At 60.3% G+C, this 17,365-nt stretch carries 15 protein-coding genes; 9 read left to right on the top strand and 6 right to left on the bottom strand.

All coding sequences use genetic code 11. The features are described 5' to 3' along the window. Positions 1–267: 267 nt before the first annotated feature. Positions 268–636 (top strand): hypothetical protein, encoded by a 369-nt coding sequence (locus L8F97_RS20295; protein ID WP_242154256.1) that lies wholly within the window; start codon positions 268–270, stop codon positions 634–636. A gap of 599 nt (positions 637–1,235) precedes the next feature. Then, positions 1,236–1,994, top strand: a complete 759-nt coding sequence (locus L8F97_RS20300; protein WP_242154259.1) for a hypothetical protein — start codon at positions 1,236–1,238, stop codon at positions 1,992–1,994. 541 nt (positions 1,995–2,535) lie between these two features. On the opposite strand, the gene L8F97_RS20310 is transcribed toward L8F97_RS20300, so the two are convergent. Then, entirely contained in the window at positions 2,536–3,750 is a 1,215-nt protein-coding gene (locus L8F97_RS20310) for an NF038122 family metalloprotease (protein WP_242154260.1), read from the bottom strand. A gap of 436 nt (positions 3,751–4,186) precedes the next feature. Here L8F97_RS20310 and L8F97_RS20315 point away from each other — a divergent pair, with 436 nt between their 5' ends. From L8F97_RS20315 to L8F97_RS20325, 3 genes are all read left to right on the top strand, one after another. Continuing rightward, positions 4,187–5,437: a sulfotransferase family protein gene (locus L8F97_RS20315; RefSeq protein WP_242154262.1), complete on the top strand. Its 1,251-nt coding sequence runs from the start codon at positions 4,187–4,189 to the stop codon at positions 5,435–5,437. Between the two features lie 661 nt (positions 5,438–6,098). Continuing rightward, positions 6,099–7,727 (top strand): putative bifunctional diguanylate cyclase/phosphodiesterase, encoded by a 1,629-nt coding sequence (locus L8F97_RS20320; protein WP_242154264.1) that lies wholly within the window; start codon positions 6,099–6,101, stop codon positions 7,725–7,727. 475 nt (positions 7,728–8,202) lie between these two features. Further along, positions 8,203–8,706, top strand: a complete 504-nt coding sequence (locus L8F97_RS20325) for a ferritin-like domain-containing protein (RefSeq protein ID WP_242154266.1) — start codon at positions 8,203–8,205, stop codon at positions 8,704–8,706. A gap of 619 nt (positions 8,707–9,325) precedes the next feature. Here the strand turns inward: L8F97_RS20325 and L8F97_RS20330 are convergent. The 3 genes from L8F97_RS20330 to L8F97_RS20340 form a co-directional block, all read right to left on the bottom strand. Beyond that, on the bottom strand, positions 9,326–9,760 hold the full coding sequence (locus L8F97_RS20330; protein WP_242154268.1) for a DUF3617 domain-containing protein: 435 nt from the start codon (positions 9,758–9,760) through the stop codon (positions 9,326–9,328). 513 nt (positions 9,761–10,273) lie between these two features. Further along, the gene (locus tag L8F97_RS20335) at positions 10,274–10,996 is read right to left on the bottom strand and encodes a hypothetical protein (RefSeq protein WP_242154270.1); all 723 of its coding nucleotides are present in this window, start codon (positions 10,994–10,996) and stop codon (positions 10,274–10,276) included. A gap of 278 nt (positions 10,997–11,274) precedes the next feature. Next, a complete protein-coding gene (locus L8F97_RS20340) occupies positions 11,275–12,009 on the bottom strand; it encodes a DNA polymerase III subunit epsilon (RefSeq protein ID WP_242154272.1) in 735 nt (244 codons plus the stop codon). Positions 12,010–12,250: 241 nt separating this feature from the next. Here L8F97_RS20340 and L8F97_RS20345 point away from each other — a divergent pair, with 241 nt between their 5' ends. Beyond that, positions 12,251–12,652 carry an NmrA family NAD(P)-binding protein gene (locus L8F97_RS20345; RefSeq protein ID WP_242154274.1) on the top strand — a complete coding sequence of 134 codons (402 nt, stop codon included), beginning with the start codon at positions 12,251–12,253 and terminating at the stop codon, positions 12,650–12,652. A gap of 61 nt (positions 12,653–12,713) precedes the next feature. Here L8F97_RS20345 and L8F97_RS20350 read toward each other — a convergent pair whose 3' ends face one another. Next, entirely contained in the window at positions 12,714–13,463 is a 750-nt protein-coding gene (locus L8F97_RS20350; RefSeq protein ID WP_242154276.1) for an SDR family oxidoreductase, read from the bottom strand. A gap of 60 nt (positions 13,464–13,523) precedes the next feature. Between L8F97_RS20350 and L8F97_RS20355 the strand changes: the two genes are divergently transcribed. After that, positions 13,524–14,480 (top strand): AraC family transcriptional regulator, encoded by a 957-nt coding sequence (locus L8F97_RS20355; protein WP_242154278.1) that lies wholly within the window; start codon positions 13,524–13,526, stop codon positions 14,478–14,480. Between the two features lie 287 nt (positions 14,481–14,767). Next, positions 14,768–15,850, top strand: coding sequence for a molybdopterin-dependent oxidoreductase (locus tag L8F97_RS20360; RefSeq protein ID WP_242154280.1), 1,083 nt, complete (start codon positions 14,768–14,770; stop codon positions 15,848–15,850). 103 nt (positions 15,851–15,953) lie between these two features. Here L8F97_RS20360 and L8F97_RS20365 read toward each other — a convergent pair whose 3' ends face one another. After that, the gene (locus L8F97_RS20365; RefSeq protein WP_242154282.1) at positions 15,954–16,529 is read right to left on the bottom strand and encodes a TetR/AcrR family transcriptional regulator; all 576 of its coding nucleotides are present in this window, start codon (positions 16,527–16,529) and stop codon (positions 15,954–15,956) included. A gap of 116 nt (positions 16,530–16,645) precedes the next feature. On the opposite strand from L8F97_RS20365, the gene L8F97_RS20370 reads away from it, so the two are divergent. Further along, a complete protein-coding gene (locus L8F97_RS20370; RefSeq protein ID WP_242154284.1) occupies positions 16,646–17,344 on the top strand; it encodes a glutathione S-transferase family protein in 699 nt (232 codons plus the stop codon). Positions 17,345–17,365 lie beyond the last annotated feature (21 nt).

The raw sequence follows: 17,365 nt of genomic DNA on the forward strand, positions 1-17,365 counted from the left end.
GCCGATACAACTGCTATAGAAAGTGCCTTGTAAGCACAATATAGCATATTGATAATTTATCATGACAAGATATTCATTTAACAAGCGGCATCGTTAATAACCCTGGTATACCAGTCACCTCAATCAGGCTGGAGGTCGCCTGACCGCCCTTGCACCCAATTAGGGCCAGCCGGCAATAAAAGCGGCTTAATCAACTTGCGTGCTGCTTTCTTTCTAAAATGAGATTGGCAACACGCTTCAAGTCGGTGGACGTAGAAGGATCTTAGTATGGGTATCAACGGTATCGGTGCAACCTCCGCCGCGTCGGCAACTCAGCCGGCCGCTTGGCAGCAACGCAAGCAGGACTTTGCCAGCCTAGTGTCCGCAGCGCAGTCAGGCGATATGAGCGCTGCGCAGTCGGCATATTCGGAACTGACGACAAAGCAGACTCCGCCAACAAATAGCCCGCTGGCCGCAGTTGGCACAGCGCTGCAAAGCGGCGATACCTCGGCGGTTCAGAAGGCAATTCAGACGTTGCAGCAGGCTCGCAGCGGCCATCACCATCACTATCATGCGCACCCAGCGACAGACTCCTCACAGTCTGCGAGTACTGCGGCGTCTGCAACGGGTGCGACAGGGGTCAACATGCTCGCCTGACCGCATCTTGCTCGGCTGAGATCGCTCACGTCACTCGCCTCAATTTGTTGTCAGCGGGAGATCTGCGATTACGTCGTGAAGTGATCGGAGCTCGCTCAGCTGCTTGGAGGGATCAGATCGACCGGTAGTCTGGCGCTGTTCCTATGACGCGGGTTGGCCAAGACACGCAGTAACGTTGAATTACCGGAAGTGGGCGACTGCGGAACGGCTGCTGTTGGTTTGGAACGGGGAGATAGCGACCCCTCCCTGCCTTTGGCGCAACGACCCACAAACCGCCATTCAGAGGGCTTAGTCCACGTTCCGAAAGCGGTCGCTTGTTCATACGGGGCGCTGCAGCCGCTAGGCCTTGACCTTTCATATGAGGCGTTTGACCCGTGACCTACTCGGGGCGCGGGGCCACCACCCCTCACTGCGATCGGGTGCTCAGGGGTAGCGCTTGAGAGCGGCAGGCGGTGACGCAGAGTCACTGCAAGATCAAACGTCTGTGACCCGCAGAAGCGTTCTTAGGCCATAGTGCGGCAATCGCTTTTCAAGACCGCGGATTGACAATCCACCAAGCTGGCCATCACATTACCCGCTCTGACGGCAGAGGATGGCCGATGATGAGCGGGACGGCCAAGCGCGATGGCTTCTTGAGCCACCACCGTCATGACCGATCAATGGTTATCGTAGTGGTCGGCGCAATCTGGCTTACGATCGTACTCGGCTTCGGCATCGACATGGTGAAGCGTGCTCACAATCACACGCTGAGTTTTTCGCTGATCACCCACCTCCACGCTGTCGCCTACACAGGATGGCTCGTGCTGCTCGCAGCCCAAGTCTTTTTGGTGCGAACTGGCCGGATCGCCGCACATCGGTGGCTCGGGCGCGCGTCGTTGATCCTGCTGCCGGCGATGCTCTTCTTAGGACCAGCCACGGCCTATTATGGGGTCGCCGATAATCCTTATATGCCGGACAAGTGGATTGCCTGGCTGAGCGTGAATTACACGAACGCTGTCGGAGCCATTGCCCTCCTCGTTGCTGGCTTCCTGACGCGCCGCAGCCCCGCTACTCACAAAAGGCTGATGGTGCTGGGCACAATCGCCCTGACGGAACCGGGCTTTAGCCGGATCTGGATGCCCTTTTTGGAGGCGCGGCTGGGCGAGGGATATGTGGCCTTCTACTTTTCCACCTATATCGGCACCCTACTGCTGGTTGTTGGCGTTGGCGCGTATGATCTAGCCACTCGGCGCAGGTTGCATCCCGCCTACATCGCCGCCGCGCTTTGGATCATTGCAAACGAGGTTGTCGCGGATTGGCTTTTTCACCAGTCATGGTGGCTGCAATGGATGAAGGCATCGACCGGTCATCGAGTGTAGGAATACGCCTAGCATCGACCCATACTTGGTCGTTCAGGGTGCTCGTTTGCCTCCCCAACTTCCGCCATTCATTCATGTCAGTCGTCCGCCCGGTTTCGGCTAAACCGCAAAGATCCACATCACATCTCGACGGGTTATGATCTGTCCATTCCCGGGTACTCTCGGCGGCAAAGCGGCGACTGGAATGTCGCGAATGTGCATCGAAAGCGCCCGACCTCCACAACAGACATTCGCGACAGCTACGGTGCCATGCACTCGCGCCTGAGAGGTTGCTGCTAAACTTAGGAGTTTGGCGACAGCCGCTTTCCCGCTTCTCCGTTACGCTCTTGCGGTCGCCAAGACCAATCTGACCGGCAATGTACTGCGGGCACATCTTGCGCCGCGCTGGATGCGACAGCCCCGCCAGAAAAAGCTCAAGCCATCCCTCCAGAGCGGTTCACCAGCTCTCGTCCACCGCCATCGTCGTAAGTCCGTCAGCCTACACCGACAAACACGAATCAACGACGATTCAAGCTGGTTCCTTCAACCTGCCGGAGTCGTGCTAGATCGGCAGCTGCTTATAAAGGGCTGCCTTTTGCCCCCGCCGGCGGGCTACTCCGCCAACAAAGGCGAAGCCCAAGATCATTGTAATCCAAGTAGAGGGTTCAGGAACCGAACTGACGCCAAATTGATTATATATTGCGGCCGTGGAAGTCGTCCCATAGCTTAGCGCGTCTACGCTAAGGTTCCAGCCCATTGCGTCGTACGCAGCGAGGTCAAGGCCTGTGACCTTGCCGGTTTGTCCAAAGCAGAAGGTTGGATCCATGATACCGTTGCCGACCACACACCCCGGCGTATCTTCCCAATGGGAAGCCTGCTGGCCATCGCCATTATATCGGCCGGTTGAAAACGCGTTGTCAAACAGTGCAGTTTTGCCGCCATCAATCGAGAAATATTTATCGCCACCAACCGATAGGTCGAGCGACGTTTCGGTACCTAACAAAATGTTAGTTGGGTCAGCGCTATAACGGAACATATCTAGTGCACTGTAAATAGATGTGTCGTTAAGGCTATAGCCTAAAGTCCCCGCGCCCGGACCATCTCCCATTCCGTATAAATCGAGGAAGTCGACTCCAGAGACAAAACCTAAAGCATGACCAATCTCATGAATAGCGACGCCAATAAAATCGAAAGTGTTGGCGGAAATGCCATCGGTGGGATTAAAGTCGAAGTTGAAGTTGCTGCTGAATGTGACGTTACCGTCGCGTGTGGTTGACGGAAGTCCGGTACTGCCGCCGATCGCCTTGATAACTGAAGTGTTCAGGTACAGCGTATTGCTGCTCTTCGTGCCCGCGTTGTCGAAAGCCAGCTTGCTAAGATCGTCATTAGTCACGCCATCGACTGTCGTGGTTCCATTAGTAATGAAACTGGCACCGCCATTTGTTAAAGTCGGAAGGATGGCGTTTCGGTCGATCGTCGAACCGCTCTTGGTTGCATTTACGCCCGCTTCCCAGTTTGCCACCGAGTAGTCTGCGCGGGTGCTGCCCGTCGAACCGATAATGCCGGTGGCCAGCGGAGCGAAACCGACTCCCAGGTTCACCACAACATTGTTTGTGAACACTGATCCCCAGTACGCCGCCGCAATACCAAAACCCTGTTCAGCTTGCGATCCTGTCACGCCGCCGAGGTCAACGAGATTGATCGTGGCCGCGCTGACTGGTGTGGATCCTAACACCATCATCGCCGCGCTGCAGCCTAGAAAATCCCTGAAACGCATAACGACGACCCCCGTCTTGTTGCTACCGCCAAAGCTGCACAATCAGTTGAATATGAACATTTTGTTAATCATTAATGTTAGGCTGCGAAGGCTTTGTCAACGCGCTACAAGAAGATTTCTTGCTTAAGACGGCTGTGCATGGAAAAGCGTCCGACGTACCGGACAAGCCGCTGGCTCGTCTTGGTGAGAGGCTTGCTGGACGACCATGACTGCCACCCCACCTGCCGACTCTACCGCAACGCTGGCCCGTCTTAAGGCGGCGCTCAGCTGCCACGATCGGGTTGAGGCAAACAATTGTGTTAGTCGCTTGCTCGACGAACGGGCGCCGCTTGGCGAACATTGGCGGTCAATCTCTCACTTGATGCAGATTAGCGGCGAGTTGACGTTAGCTCTTCGGGCAATAGACGCGTTTATCGCTGCATCCACGAACAAAGCGATGGCGCGCTACGCCAAGGTGGTACTGCTCACCCAAGCACATCGGCAGTACGAGGCGCACGAGTTGCTGAAAACCCTGCCGGAGGACGTACCCGATCGCGGCGGACGAGCCTATGTTCTGGGTAACACTGCTATAACGTTAGGACGCCTTGATGAAGGTCGAGCATATCTGCTTAAGGCCCTCGACTATCGGCCGGGGTGGGGCCCGGCTTGGTTATCGCTTGCCAATGCGGGCAACTTGGCCAACGATCCCGTTGGCGATCGGATGCTTACAGAAGCCGCGACGGCTGAGCAGCATGGACAAGCAGACCTAGCTCGCTTTTGCTACGCGGTCGGCAAACTCCATTCCGATCGCGGTGATACAAACGCCGCATTCGCAAGCTACGCACGCGGTGCTGGGTTGCTCAAGTTAGGGACGCCTTACAACCGCGCCGCCAACGCCACGAACGCGAGGTTGGCAATGACCGGCTTCACCTCCGATTTCTTTGATCGCGGGCGTAAATCCCAACCAGCGAACGTGAGCCGGCCGATCTTTGTTACCGGATTGCCGCGTTCGGGAACCACGCTCGTGGAACAGATCCTGGCCAGTCACAGTCAGGTACACGACGGCGGCGAACTCAATATCATCCAGCACGTCGCCGTCGCTGCCGGTGGTACGTCCGGCGAAGCCACCGCGCGGTATCTCGCAAGCGGGGCTGAGACAAACACGTTGGGCAATCTTTACCTTAATCTCCTCTCAGAACGCTTCGGCCCGGGCGGCCGTATCGTCGACAAAACAATCGACGCCAGTCGTTTTTTGGGTCTTATAGCCACCGCTCTTCCTGATGCGCCACTGGTCTGGATGCGCCGCGATCCACTTGACAACGCTTGGTCCTGCTTCCGAACCTTCTTCATCCACGGTGTCGCCTGGAGCTATAGCTTCTCGGACATCGCCCACCACTTTAATCTTGAAGATCAACTACTGTCGTTCTGGAAGTCGATTCTCGGGAACCGCTTGCTTGTCGTCCCTTTCACAGAACTGGTGGATGCACCTGCTTTATGGACGTCTCGACTGCTCAAGCACTGCGGCCTCGCCGAAGAGGCGGGCCCGTACGCGCCGCATTTGACGAAACGACGCGTTTCAACCGCCAGTTCGCTGCAAGTCCGCCGCCCCATCAATCGTGAAGGTATCGGAGTGGCAGAGCACTATCGCGAATTGATGCATACATTCGTCGAAAACTATAAAGAATCACCAACGCGTCGGTCCAGCTAGTATGGTCTTCCGCGAACAGCCCGCAGCAGCACTTCGAGTGAACAACTACCTGGTAAAACCCTTTTCGCCAGCATCGTTGAAGGGAAAGATCGAGCGTATCTTCGGCACATTGTGCTGATGGCAAAGCTGTGAATGCGCAACCTGATGTCTGAAAATTGGTGCAGGGCGTGATCACCCAAACCCGGTCATCCAACGACCACCTTCTCTTTCGATTGCGGAGATGAAAAGTATCGGCGATGGTGGCGACATGGAACCCGGCACCGCCTTCAACTGAGCGTGGCAGTAGCAATGCTGGATTTTGCGATCTGCGTCGGGTTCGCTGGCCGGGTTAGCTTGCGGGGAGGAGAAATCCTCGACCGAGACGATGGGCTTGTTCGTTTCTGGCTTTTAGTGATCGGGTGCGGGATTGTTGGCGTTGCCCTGCTCGCGCAGGCGATTTTCCACTTCCGCTGACGCCCGATTCTGTTGAAAAACTCGTCCTTGCAGTAGTGATGCCCGGTCTGATTCAATCGTCGCAGGACGAGCGGAGACGGGCCGATGATGGGCGAGCGAACGGTGACGCAGAAGGCACTGTTCTACAGCTTCAGCCTGGAGCGGCATGTTGCTGAGATGGAGTTATCCCGGCAACCACATTGAAACCTATTTTCAGTAGGCAACGCCAATGGGCGCGCTGCTGAGAAAGGCGTTGAGGATGACAAGGTTCTGGGCGGCGATGGTGCGGCACAGGCTCAAGCTGCTCGACGGCTCGGTCCTGGCGGTCGTCACCGCCCTGGTCGCCTTCTACTGCTTCGAGGTCGACGTCTTCGAGACCGAGGGCGAAGGCGCCCCTCCCATCACGACAAACGAAGTGCTGCTCATCGCCGCCTTGTTCTGCGCCGGGCTAGTGATCTTCGCCCTGCGCCGCTTGGCTGAGGCAAAACGGGAAACAAAACGGCGCATCGTCGCCGAGCAGGAAGCGCGAAATCTAGCGCTGCATGATGCGCTGACAGGCTTGCCGAACCGCCGCGCATTCGACGACGCGCTCGCGATTGCTGTCGCCTCGCCGCCCAGCCTTGATGCAGCGCACATCCTGTTGATGATGGATCTTAACGGCTTCAAGCGCATCAACGACGTCTATGGGCACGGCGTTGGCGATGAGGTCCTGCTCCATGTGGGCGGTCGCCTGGCGCGGATCATACGCGGTGGCGACGTGGTTGCTCGGCTGGGTGGTGATGAATTCGCGATCTTGGCGACCCATGCCGCAGGGGTGGAGGCAGCGACGGGTCTCGCGCAACGCGTCATGGACGCGCTTGAAGTGCCGGTGAGCGCTGGTGGCACCGAACACCGTGTTGGCGTAGCGATCGGCATCGCGCTGACCCCGCAAGACGGCATGGATGCCGCAGAGCTGCGCAACAAAGCGGACAAGGCCCTTTACCGCGCCAAAGAGGAGAAACATCGCTCACCGTCCGCAGCTCGCTTCTTTGAGGAGGGCATGGACGCGCAGGCGCGCGAGCGCGACACGCTAGAGCGCGAGTTGTGCCTCGCAATTTCTGAGCGCACCGTGCGACCGTTCTACCAGCCGCTGGTGTCCCTCGACGGCAATCGCATCATCGGCTTCGAGGCATTGGCGCGCTGGACCTCGCCGACACTGGGCGAGGTGAAACCGGAACGTTTCATCGCGGTCGCTGAAGACACCGGTTTCATCACGGACCTCACTCAGCTGCTGTTGGAGCAAGCCTGTCACCAGGCAGCGACATGGCCCTCGGATGTCACGCTCTCGTTCAACATTTCAGGCTTCGTGCTTCAGGATCCGCTCTTCGGTCTGACCGTGTTAAAAATCCTGACCGACGCCAAGCTCTTGCCTCAGCGCCTCGAGCTCGAGATTACCGAAAGCGCTCTCGTGCGCGACCTCGACGCCGCGGTTCGCGCCCTCGACCAGCTGCGCGGCATGGGCGTGCGCATCGCCCTGGATGATTTCGGCACCGGTTATTCGAGCCTCTACCACCTGCGCGTTTTCAGGCCTGACAAGATCAAGATCGACCGCAGCTTCGTCGATGAAATCGAACGCGATGCCGGCAGCGCCGCGATCGTCCGTGGTCTGATCGGGCTTGGCAGCGGTCTAGGCGCACAGATCACCGCCGAAGGTGTGGAGACACAGGCACAGCGTAACCTCCTGTGGGCTCATGGGTGCGACCAGGGACAAGGCTTCCTGTTCGGTGAGGCCCTCGCGGCAGAGGAAACCCACCGACTGATATCGGCAGAATACCATCTGCAACGTTCCACTCTCAAGCGTGAGGAGGCAACTGGCTGACCTTTCACAGCATGTCGATCTTATGGCGCGGCCACATGCGATGCGTCTCGATCGGCGGAAAGGTCAAACTTGAAGAGGCGTTGGCGTAAATGCTGCACTGCCGCCCCGCTATGGTCACCCGACTCCGAATAGATCGCGTCGGGGCCGAGCGTAGCGTCGACCCAAACCTCGCCAATCCCGGCGTTGTTCGCCTCTCCAACTTGCGACGTTCCTTCAATTTTCGATATGGCGCGGTCTCGACCGCCGACTGGTCGTCGCCGCGCGGAGGCGGTGAGCGTGTTGATCAGTCCAAGATATCCGAACGACTCACGCTCAGTTGATCAGGATGGTATTGAGCGCGCCCGAATGTTCGCGCAGCAGCGGTGTTCGAGCCTGCATTCGGGCATTTTCGCGAGCTCGGGAACGGTGCGCACAGTGAGCGGTTTGAAGATAACCAGCGGGCAATCTTGTCCAGGTACGAAAAGGATAGCGCACCATGTCTGCTCCGGAAGATCTCATGGAAATCTACACCGACGAGCTGAAGGATCTCTGGTCCGCCAACGACCAGATGAGGAAGGTGCTGAAGAAGATCACCACTAAGGCCAGCGACGCGGCGCTCAAGGAGATGCTGACCAACTCCCAAGCCGGGATCGAAAAGCATACCGACGTGCTGAAGGATTTAATTGCGGCGAACGACGAGAAGGTCTCGAAAGAGCATTGCAAGGGCATGGAAGGCCTCGTCGCCGAAGCAACCAAGCACGTGCTCGAAGAAGGACCGGACAAGGGTCCGTTGCTCGACGTCATGATCATCGCGCAATATCAGCGTATGACCCACTACGGCATCGCCGGCTTCGGCACCGCGGCGGCCTATGCAGATGCGCTGGGTCTCAAGGACGATAGCAAGAAGCTCAAAGCCGCCACCAAGGAAATCTATGGCGGCGACGAATATATGAGCAAGCTCGCGGAAACCACCGTCAACCTGCAGGCGGAAGACGCCTGATGTCACGCCCGCCGGCTTCGGCCGGTGGGCGCCTTACCGATACAACTCCCGGCGCTTTGGCCGGTTTAGCGCGGGCAGAATCGGCCTACAGGCGGACGTTTAGAAAACTAGGAGCACCATTCAGAAGCGGCCGTTCGTTCATCGGCCTGTACCGGGCGGTATTACGCTCCGCAGTACCGTTCAATCTCGTCCAACCGGAGCGTGACTGCTCTGCTAGGCAGATGGATAGTTAGCCTCTGCCGTTCCTGTTCGTTGAAACGAGCGGCCTTGATCAGCAGGTCACGGATGGCTGCGCGACCGACGACCCTTTCACCCCCGAGCCATCCACTGGCAAGAGCGATCTCAGGCGCTAGGATTAGAAGGCCATAAGCGTCAGGGGGAAAATGCTCGACTATGACGGCGGTGCCCTTCTCGCCCTGATCTCAGCTCCTTCTAACCTGAAGACCTCAACTTGGCGACCGGCGGGCGTTTGTAGCCATTAACAGCCGCTCAGCCCACCCTTCGAGTTCCTCAACTCCTGCTACTCGTTCATGTCGCTATCTACTTAAGGGCGCCAAGAGGAACAATCGCAATTTTATTTTGGCAGCCTTTATCGGATTAGCGGTGGTGAGTGCTGCGGCTAAGCGCCAGCACGGATCGCCCGCTGGTCAAGGACAATGCGAAGCGCTCCTTTAGGTGCGGCGCCGGTAACGATTGCCTGCCCAACAAAGCCGGTCGTGTCATAGCTTCCTACGCGGACAATACGCATTGGCGTGCCCTTCTTTTGCGGGCAGGTTAGCGTTTGCGTGTAGCGCCCGTTTGCAACGGTCTGGCTTTCGATCCGGCATTGCGCCTTTGGGTCCGGCGCGAGCAGCGCTTCGATGCCCTGACCCGCCGAAATCTGTTTGCGCTCAACCTTGGTTTTCCCACGTGCCATGCGAACAAAGAAGCTAGGCACACCTGGTATCGTAAGGTCTATGAGTTTCGACTTCACCTCCCAAGCGCCGGGCTGCACCATTGGCCCAACCGTCGCAACGGGCGGCATAGCGAGAGCGAGGGCGATAAGGCTTATCATCGCTTGATCGTGTACCGCCCGCCGGCACATCGCAACCGTGAAAGAGCTTACTGAAGTCGCGACTTGAAGACGGTCATGAATTTGGCGCGGCTGCCGATCGCTTCAAGTACTATCGGACCGCCTGCCAGGCCGTTATTAAACGTGATCGGCTCTCATTCAAGGCAGGCAGACCCAATTATAGACGTTCAAGGCGCTCCTTCCGCCGCCCGCAAGCGGACCTCGGTTCAGGTTGGCGCTCCATCTTCCTTGGTCGTTTGCGGCACGAAGACTGAGAGCGCCAGTGTCACAATTGCGATCAATAGGACGGCCGCGAACGTCAGGTGCAGGCCAGGAGCCAGCCCCGCCCGGCCCGCCTGCCGACGATCCCTGGTCCACAAGCAGCTGCTGGATCTGTTGCAGTGACCCGGCGAGCCCTCGGGCGAGACTGGCGTTGAGCACGGTGCCGAGGACCGCCGCACCAAGCGTGCCGCCTAAATTGCGGGCAAACAGGTTGGAGGCCGTCGCGACGCCCCGCTAATCCTTCTTCCGGTCCTGCCGAAGCATGGAGTCCTTCACCGTGTTGCCGACGAGGGCTCCGGCGGCGAGTGACACGACGACGTTGCCAAGCAGCAGTTCGGTCAGCCCGGCAACACCTGCAAAGCCGAGCAGCGCAGATGCCGTCACCGGCACGGTGGCGATCACCCTCCCGACAGAGGCTGCTGCCGAGCGCCGGATCGTCTGCAGCGTGCCGAGCGCCTCATCCAGCGGCTGCTCCGCCTCTGCAAGCCTGATGAGCTCGCCCAGCGCCTCATGCAAGGCGCGCAGTTGCTGCAACCCCTGCTCTCTGTCCTCATCGACCGGACCACCGTTGCCGCGCAGGCGCATCTCGTTGTCGATCAATCGCTGCACGACGGTCAGCGCCGCCGGCGCGATCGCTTGAACGACCTCCGCCTGCTCGCGGGGTGACAGTCTGCCGGTCCAAGCTGAGGAACATGCCATGTGAGGATCGCCGACGTGGTCGAATAGCGGCGAGAATTGAGCACGCACCATGTCGCGGCGCTCACCGCGGTCCCTCGTCTCGCGGACATGGCGGACGTAGGCCTGCAGGTTCGGTTGCGCGGCGATGAAGGGTGGCGCCAGTGAACGGAGGTCGGCGCGTTTCAGCAGCGCGCGGCGCAGAGCCTTGTACCGGTTGTCGTCGGCCAGATCCTGGACGCCGTCGCATGCCGCGAGGCACAACGTGCGCAGCCGCTGCACCGCCTCCAGATCCGTCAGACCTTCTGGCCAGCCGCCACCGGTCGGCCGAACGCCCTCGTACCCCATGCTCTCGAACTCCGCTTCATGGACTCGCTAAGAGGGCCTACCACGGGCCGACACCTGTAGGACATATCAAGAACAATTACTCGCATCGCGGCGCTGAGATGGCCATGCGCAAGAAGATCACTGATTGCCGCCGCTTCGAGGATCCAAGACGACGTGCGTCCTACGTTCCCGCGTTCTTCAAGAGGTTGGAGGCGCACCGACGTTTAGGCCGATCAGAGCAGCGACTGCTGCGCTGGCTCTTGCGCGGCGCCCTCACCAAACCTTCCGCGGCGCTGCAGCTCGTCGTTCGCGCTGAACCGCACGTCCACGTCGCGGTTCTCCATGAACGCCGACAACGCCTCATCGCTCAGCTCACTCCACAGTCGCTTGCGATGCGGGCCTGACGGAACGCGAGGAAGCAGACCCGGCTGCTCGCTCCAGGCAAGCAGCTGATCGAGCGAAGAGGCATTCAGCATGTCGCGCAGATGATGGGCGGTCACATAGGCGTCGGGCAGCGCGCGATGCGCCGGAAGTCCGATCGCCCGATCCAGACCCGCCGGCATTCGCTGATAGCGCAGGCGCTGGTTGGAGAAGCCGGCAAGATGCGGCCAGGTCCTGAGCGCGCACTTCCAGGTGCAGATCCATCGCGCGCCTCCCGACAGTCTGGGCGTGCAGAAGCGCTGCTCGAAGGTCGCACGGTGGGCGGCAAGCGCGATCGCTCCGCCTGCCGGTCGCAGGATGGGCGGCGCGGCTTCCGCCCAGTAGGACGCGCCCTCGACATCGGCATCGATGATGTGATGCACCGCCATGGTATCGGTCGAGATCGGCGCGCCAGGGTTGACGAACACGGCGCCGCGATCGTCGTTGACGTGCCAGACACCGTCGTCGCCCATCACAACGTCCTGCCAGCCGATCTCGCACACGTTGTGCGAAGACGGCCCAGACGTCTCGAGATCGATGACCCGCACGCGACCTGAGCCAGAGGCTGTCGATCTTTCCACGTTATCTAGATACACCGCCTTTTATGTTCCTGCAATGTTCTTGCGCGAGTGCTCGATATACCCGCCCACGCATTCGACTTCGGAACCTCCATCGCGCCGGACGTTTGAAATCAGAGGCGGGCTGCGCTATTCTGATCGCTTCAACAAGAACCTGCCTTGGTGACCCAGAAGTCGCCATTCGGGTCACTCCGTCCGCTCCCAATATCCGATGCCGATCGGCGGCAAGGGCGTGGCCATGGTCGATGCGCGCGACATCGCCGAGGTCGCCGCGATCGAGCTGATCCGGCGTGATCGCGCACCGGAAAAGCTTCCGATCGAGAGGATCAACGTGGTCGGCGCCGAGACGCTGACCGGCGAAGACGTGGCAGCGATATGGTCCGACGTCCTCGGCCGCCCCGTCGTCTATGGCGGCGACGATCCCAGCGGCTTCGAACAGAATATGGCGACGGTCATGCCGCGCTGGATGGCCTATGAGATGCGGCTGATGGCCGAGCGCTACGTCAGCGACGGGATGATCCCGGAGGCCGGCGACCGCGAGCGCATGGCCAGCCTGCTCGGCCGGCCCCTGCACGCCTATCACGAGACGGCAGTGCGGCTCGCGTCCGCCTGATCTTCAGGCTGCGTCCCGGTGACCGGCGGGTGGCTACCCGCCGGTCACCGGGTTCCGCGCGTCAGGCCGCGTCCGCCATCCAGGCGATCGCATCTGGACCGGCGGGTATCTTAAGCGGTGCGGACGGGTTGGTCGCGGCCTCGAACACGGCAGCTGCAACATCTTCGGCATGGGTGACGGGCCCTGTGTCCTCCTGAAACTGCTTCATCATACCCTCGATCATCGGCTTGTAATCGGGATCGTCGAAACCGCGCAGGTGCGGTCTCGCATTCGCGCCGAACTGCGTCGTCGGGGAGCGGCCGGGCAGCACGATATGGACGCGTACGCCGAACGGCTGCATCTCAACCGCCAGGCTTTCGGTGAGCGCATTCACGGCGGCCTTACTGGCGCGATAGGTGCTGACCAGCGGCAGTGGCTTCAGCGTAGCGGTCGAGGTCACGTTGATGATTACGCCCGATCGGCGCTCGCGGAAAGCCGGAAGGACCGCCTGCATCATCGCAAGCGTGCCGAGCGTATTGGTCTCGAAGAGTTGGCGCGCCGTCTCAAACTCGATGAGCTCGATCGGGACCGCGGCGCCGAAACCGGCATTGTTGACCAGCACGTCTACCGGCCCCGCCTGCGCAACGGCGCTGGCGATGCTGTCGCGGTCTGTGACGTCGAGCGGCAGGATGGTGAGCCGGTCCGACGACGGCAGCAGGTCGGGGTCAGGCGTGCGCATCGTTGCAACGACGCTCCAGCCGTGGTCGAGGAACAGTTTTGCGGTTTCGAGACCAAATCCAGAGGAACAGCCAGTAATGAGAACGCTGGGCATATCTTGCTCCGTTGACGAGTAGGGGAGCGCCGAAGATGGTTTCCAGGATCAAGACTGGCTATGGTCGACAATCCCGACTTCATTGGCGATCGTCCTGATATGACCCTTGATCCGCTTGCCGAGATCGTGACCCTGCTACGGCCCTCCGCGAGCTTCTCGAAACTGGTCGAATATGCCGGTCGTTGGCGCATCCGGCGCGACGTCGAGGGCAAACCCGTCTATCTCGCCGTGCTGGAAGGCGAATGCCGGGTCGTGAACGCCGGCCAAGCCTCGATCGTTGTGCGGGCTGGCGACTTCGTGCTGCTGCCGGCTACTGGCGATCGAGCCATAGACGGCATTGAGAGCATGGACCCACCGCCGGACGGCGCCGTCATGAGCCCGACCGAGATCGGCGAGGGGCGGTTCCGCATCGGACAGGTAGATCAGCCCGTCAATCTGCGCATGCAGGTCGGCATCTGCAGTTTCGCGTCACCGGACGCCGCTCTGCTCGTATCGCTGCTGCCGGCGATGGTGGTGGCACGCGGCGAGCCGCGGCTAGCTACGTTGATGGATTTGGTCGGGGACGAGACCCGTAAGGCAAGGCCTGGGCGCGAATTGGTGCTGGAACGCCTGCTCGAGGTCCTCCTGATCGAGGCGTTGCGCTGCGGCTCCGGTCCCGCCGCCATGCCGAGCCTCGCCCGGGGCATGTTCGACGAACGACTGGTTGCGGCGTTGCGAGTCATGCATGCGCGCCCCGCGCATCCGTGGACGGTCTCGGACTTGGCGGCCGAAGCGGCCATGTCGCGCTCCGCCTTTTTCGCACGCTTCACCAGCACGATCGGCATACCGCCCATCGAGTATCTACTCACTTGGCGGATGGCGTTAGCGAAGCGCCTGTTGCGGACACGCGACCTCGCGATCGGTCAGGTCGCTGCCGAGGTCGGCTATGGATCAGCCAGCACGTTCAGCACAGCCTTCACCCGGCACGTCGGCATGCCGCCAGTGCGCTTTGCACGAGCGTCTGACATGGCCCAATGACGGAGGAGCGGTACAGCCCTGAGGGGCGAAGACCCAATTATGGTTGTTCAGAGGGGCCCACGGCTTATTCAACTTCTGCCGCTCGTTCATATTCGCAGGAATTTGTCTAGCGGGCGGACCGCAAGCGGCGCTTCCCCCATAAAACTTCTTAGGACTCGGCCAGAATACAGGCACGCCGCGTTATGGGATGAACCGCACGCGAGCGGGCCGCGCTGCGACGGCCGGCATAGTCAGTAATTACCGCCGCCGCTATGCTGCAAAGACGCGAAACCATAGGAGCGGGCATCATGGATGACTTCAACGAAGCAGACTTCATCATCCAGCAGCGCGAGCCGTTTAACGCCGAGCCGCTGCCCAGCCGGCTTATCGAGCGATACCTCACCCCGCAGGCCCTGCTCTACGTCCGGAGCCATGGGGTTATACCCCACCTAGCCGACGACCATGCGATCAGGTTTGGAGGCAATGGCCTGCGCGACGCCGACCTGACACTTGCCCAGTTCAAAGCACATTTCGCCGAGCGACGCATCGTCGCGACCATGCAATGCGCGGGAAACCGTCGAGCCGATCTCCAGTCGGCGGGAAAGACTAACGGCGACCCATGGGAAGTCGGCGCGATCGGCAACGTCGAATGGACGGGCGTCAGCCTCGCCGAGGTGTTGAGCGAGTTGGGCATCGGGGACCGGCGTGAGGGCTATATTGCCTGCACTGCCGCAGACGCGGACAAGGTCGAAGGTGAGACGCACCCTTACGAAATCTCGATCTCATTACAGCGCGCTATGACGGGCGACGTCTTAATCGCCTGGGCTATTGGCGGTGAGCCGCTCAGCCCGGCACACGGCGCGCCCATGCGATTGGTGGTACCGGGCTATGCGGGAGTGCGGAGCGTAAAGTGGGTGACCCGTATCGAACTGCGCGACGAGCCCAGCGCTGCGCCGATCCAAGCCCGGGACTATAAACTGTTCCCGCCCGACGAGGACGGTCGAGACGTCGATTGGAGCAAGGGGATGGTGATCGAGGCAATGCCGGTCAACTCTGCCATTTGCGTCCCTCGCAATGGTGAGATCGTCGGTGCCGGCCCGCTGGCGGTCACCGGCTATGCGCTAGCTTACGGCCGCCGCGTTGCGCGCGTTGACCTCTCGATCGATGGAGGCCAGCAGTGGGCGCAAGCACAATTCATCGATCAGGAAACCGTCCCGGATGCGTGGCAGCGTTGGCGTTGCGACATAGACGTGGCCCCAGGCCAGAACGAGATAGTGGTACGTGCCGTCGATGACGCCGGGCAATCGCAGCCCGAGCGGGCAGAAGATGTCTGGAACTTCGCCGGCTACCTCTCGACGGCTTGGCACCGAATTACCGTCGACGTGAGATAGACCCACATGCGGTCATTTAGCCCTCCCCCCGCCAATCCTCATACCGGTCATTGGTTTATGTCTGTCGAGCGTGCAGCTACGCAACTTAGGACAATATAAGGAGCTAGCTAGGGAGCGGCCCCACCGCGCGGTAGCTTTCGATCAGGGTATCGAACACGGCGATGTCGGATCTGCTGCGGGCGATGATTTGTGCTCCGGCAACCGCCGCGTAGATTGCTCGCGCTCTTACCTCAACGCTTTCGGGCGATCCAATCGCTACGGCGGCAAGCTGTTTACTGAGCCACGCCACGTTGACGTCGGCGAAAGCCTGTACCTGATTCAGAACCGGCTCAGGCAGCTCGTCACGCTCGGTCGCCATGAAGCTGCTGAGGCACATTCGATTGTCACGCTCCAGCGACGCCCGGAAGATGCTAGGGTATCGCCGCAACGCGTCCCTGGCGTCCTTCGCGTCGGTGGATATCGCCTCGAGATCGCGGGCGATATCCTCCTGGTAGCGACGCGCTACCGCCTCACCTAGCAACGCCTTGTTGGCGAAGTAATAGTTGATGCTGGCGGCCTTAATGCCGACCGTCGCGGCGAGGTCGCGGAAGTTGATGCCGCCATAGCCACGCGTCATCGCCGCCTCGCGTGCGGCCAACAGGATCGCCTCCCGCGCATTCTCCTTGACCGTCGCCGCCATCGTCACGCCTCCACCTATCATATGCCAGACAGGGATTGACGAGGCAAGTTTCAAGCCGCAGATAGGTACCTGTCATCTGACAGGCAGGTGATGGAATGATGAAAGCAAAACTTCCTATGACTGATAAGTTGGCGCTCTTCACCTCCCCTTCCGCCTTCCCCAATCCACAGCGGCTGCGCATCTTCATGCACGAGAAGGGCATCGCCGAACGGCTTGCCGAGACGGTGTACGACATGTCGCCTGTGGGTGAGCAGCGCGGGTGGCGACACCTGAAAATGAACCCGTGGGGCGAAACGCCGACGCTGGTGCTGGCGGACGGGTCGTTCCTGAGCGAGACGTCGGCTATTGCGCGCTACCTCGACGACAGCTTCGAAGGCCGCAAGATCATGGGCGAGACGCCGATAGAGCGCGGCCTCGACCAGATGTGGGACAACCGGGTCTGGGTCCACATCCTCTATCCGATCGTCACCGCCTTCCACGTCCTTCACCAAGGTCTCGGGCCCAAGCTGGAACTGACGCACAACCCCTCATGGGGTGAGCATTCGCGCAAGGTGGCCCTTGCGCATGCTGCACTGGTCGACCGGCATTTTGCTGACGGGCGGGCGTGGCTGCTCGGCGGAGACCAACCGACCTTCTCGGACATCACGTTGGCCACCGCGATCGCGTTCTCTAAATACCCGGTAAACGCCACCCCGCTGGACGAGCGTTTTGAGCATATCGACGCTTTCTGGCAGCGGTGGCAGACCCGGCCGGCCTTCATGGCTGCCTACGCCGACGGACAGAGCGGTGTTCCGGAACTGGATGACCGCCCGTAGCGTCCACATCTCCCGTATCTA

Source organism: Sphingomonas sp. BAUL-RG-20F-R05-02, from assembly GCF_022662305.1.
GTDB lineage: Bacteria > Pseudomonadota > Alphaproteobacteria > Sphingomonadales > Sphingomonadaceae > Sphingomonas.

Bases quoted from the DNA above. Each gene is read 5' to 3' on its own strand.
- L8F97_RS20295 (WP_242154256.1), top strand. From the start codon at position 268: ATGGGTATCAACGGTATCGGTGCAACCTCCGCCGCGTCGGCAACTCAG.
- L8F97_RS20300 (WP_242154259.1), top strand. From the start codon at position 1,236: ATGATGAGCGGGACGGCCAAGCGCGATGGCTTCTTGAGCCACCACCGT.
- L8F97_RS20310 (WP_242154260.1), bottom strand. From the start codon at position 3,750: ATGCGTTTCAGGGATTTTCTAGGCTGCAGCGCGGCGATGATGGTGTTA.
- L8F97_RS20315 (WP_242154262.1), top strand. From the start codon at position 4,187: ATGGCGCGCTACGCCAAGGTGGTACTGCTCACCCAAGCACATCGGCAG.
- L8F97_RS20320 (WP_242154264.1), top strand. From the start codon at position 6,099: ATGGGCGCGCTGCTGAGAAAGGCGTTGAGGATGACAAGGTTCTGGGCG.
- L8F97_RS20325 (WP_242154266.1), top strand. From the start codon at position 8,203: ATGTCTGCTCCGGAAGATCTCATGGAAATCTACACCGACGAGCTGAAG.
- L8F97_RS20330 (WP_242154268.1), bottom strand. From the start codon at position 9,760: ATGATAAGCCTTATCGCCCTCGCTCTCGCTATGCCGCCCGTTGCGACG.
- L8F97_RS20345 (WP_242154274.1), top strand. From the start codon at position 12,251: ATGCCGATCGGCGGCAAGGGCGTGGCCATGGTCGATGCGCGCGACATC.
- L8F97_RS20350 (WP_242154276.1), bottom strand. From the start codon at position 13,463: ATGCCCAGCGTTCTCATTACTGGCTGTTCCTCTGGATTTGGTCTCGAA.
- L8F97_RS20355 (WP_242154278.1), top strand. From the start codon at position 13,524: ATGGTCGACAATCCCGACTTCATTGGCGATCGTCCTGATATGACCCTT.
- L8F97_RS20360 (WP_242154280.1), top strand. From the start codon at position 14,768: ATGGATGACTTCAACGAAGCAGACTTCATCATCCAGCAGCGCGAGCCG.
- L8F97_RS20365 (WP_242154282.1), bottom strand. From the start codon at position 16,529: ATGGCGGCGACGGTCAAGGAGAATGCGCGGGAGGCGATCCTGTTGGCC.
- L8F97_RS20370 (WP_242154284.1), top strand. From the start codon at position 16,646: ATGACTGATAAGTTGGCGCTCTTCACCTCCCCTTCCGCCTTCCCCAAT.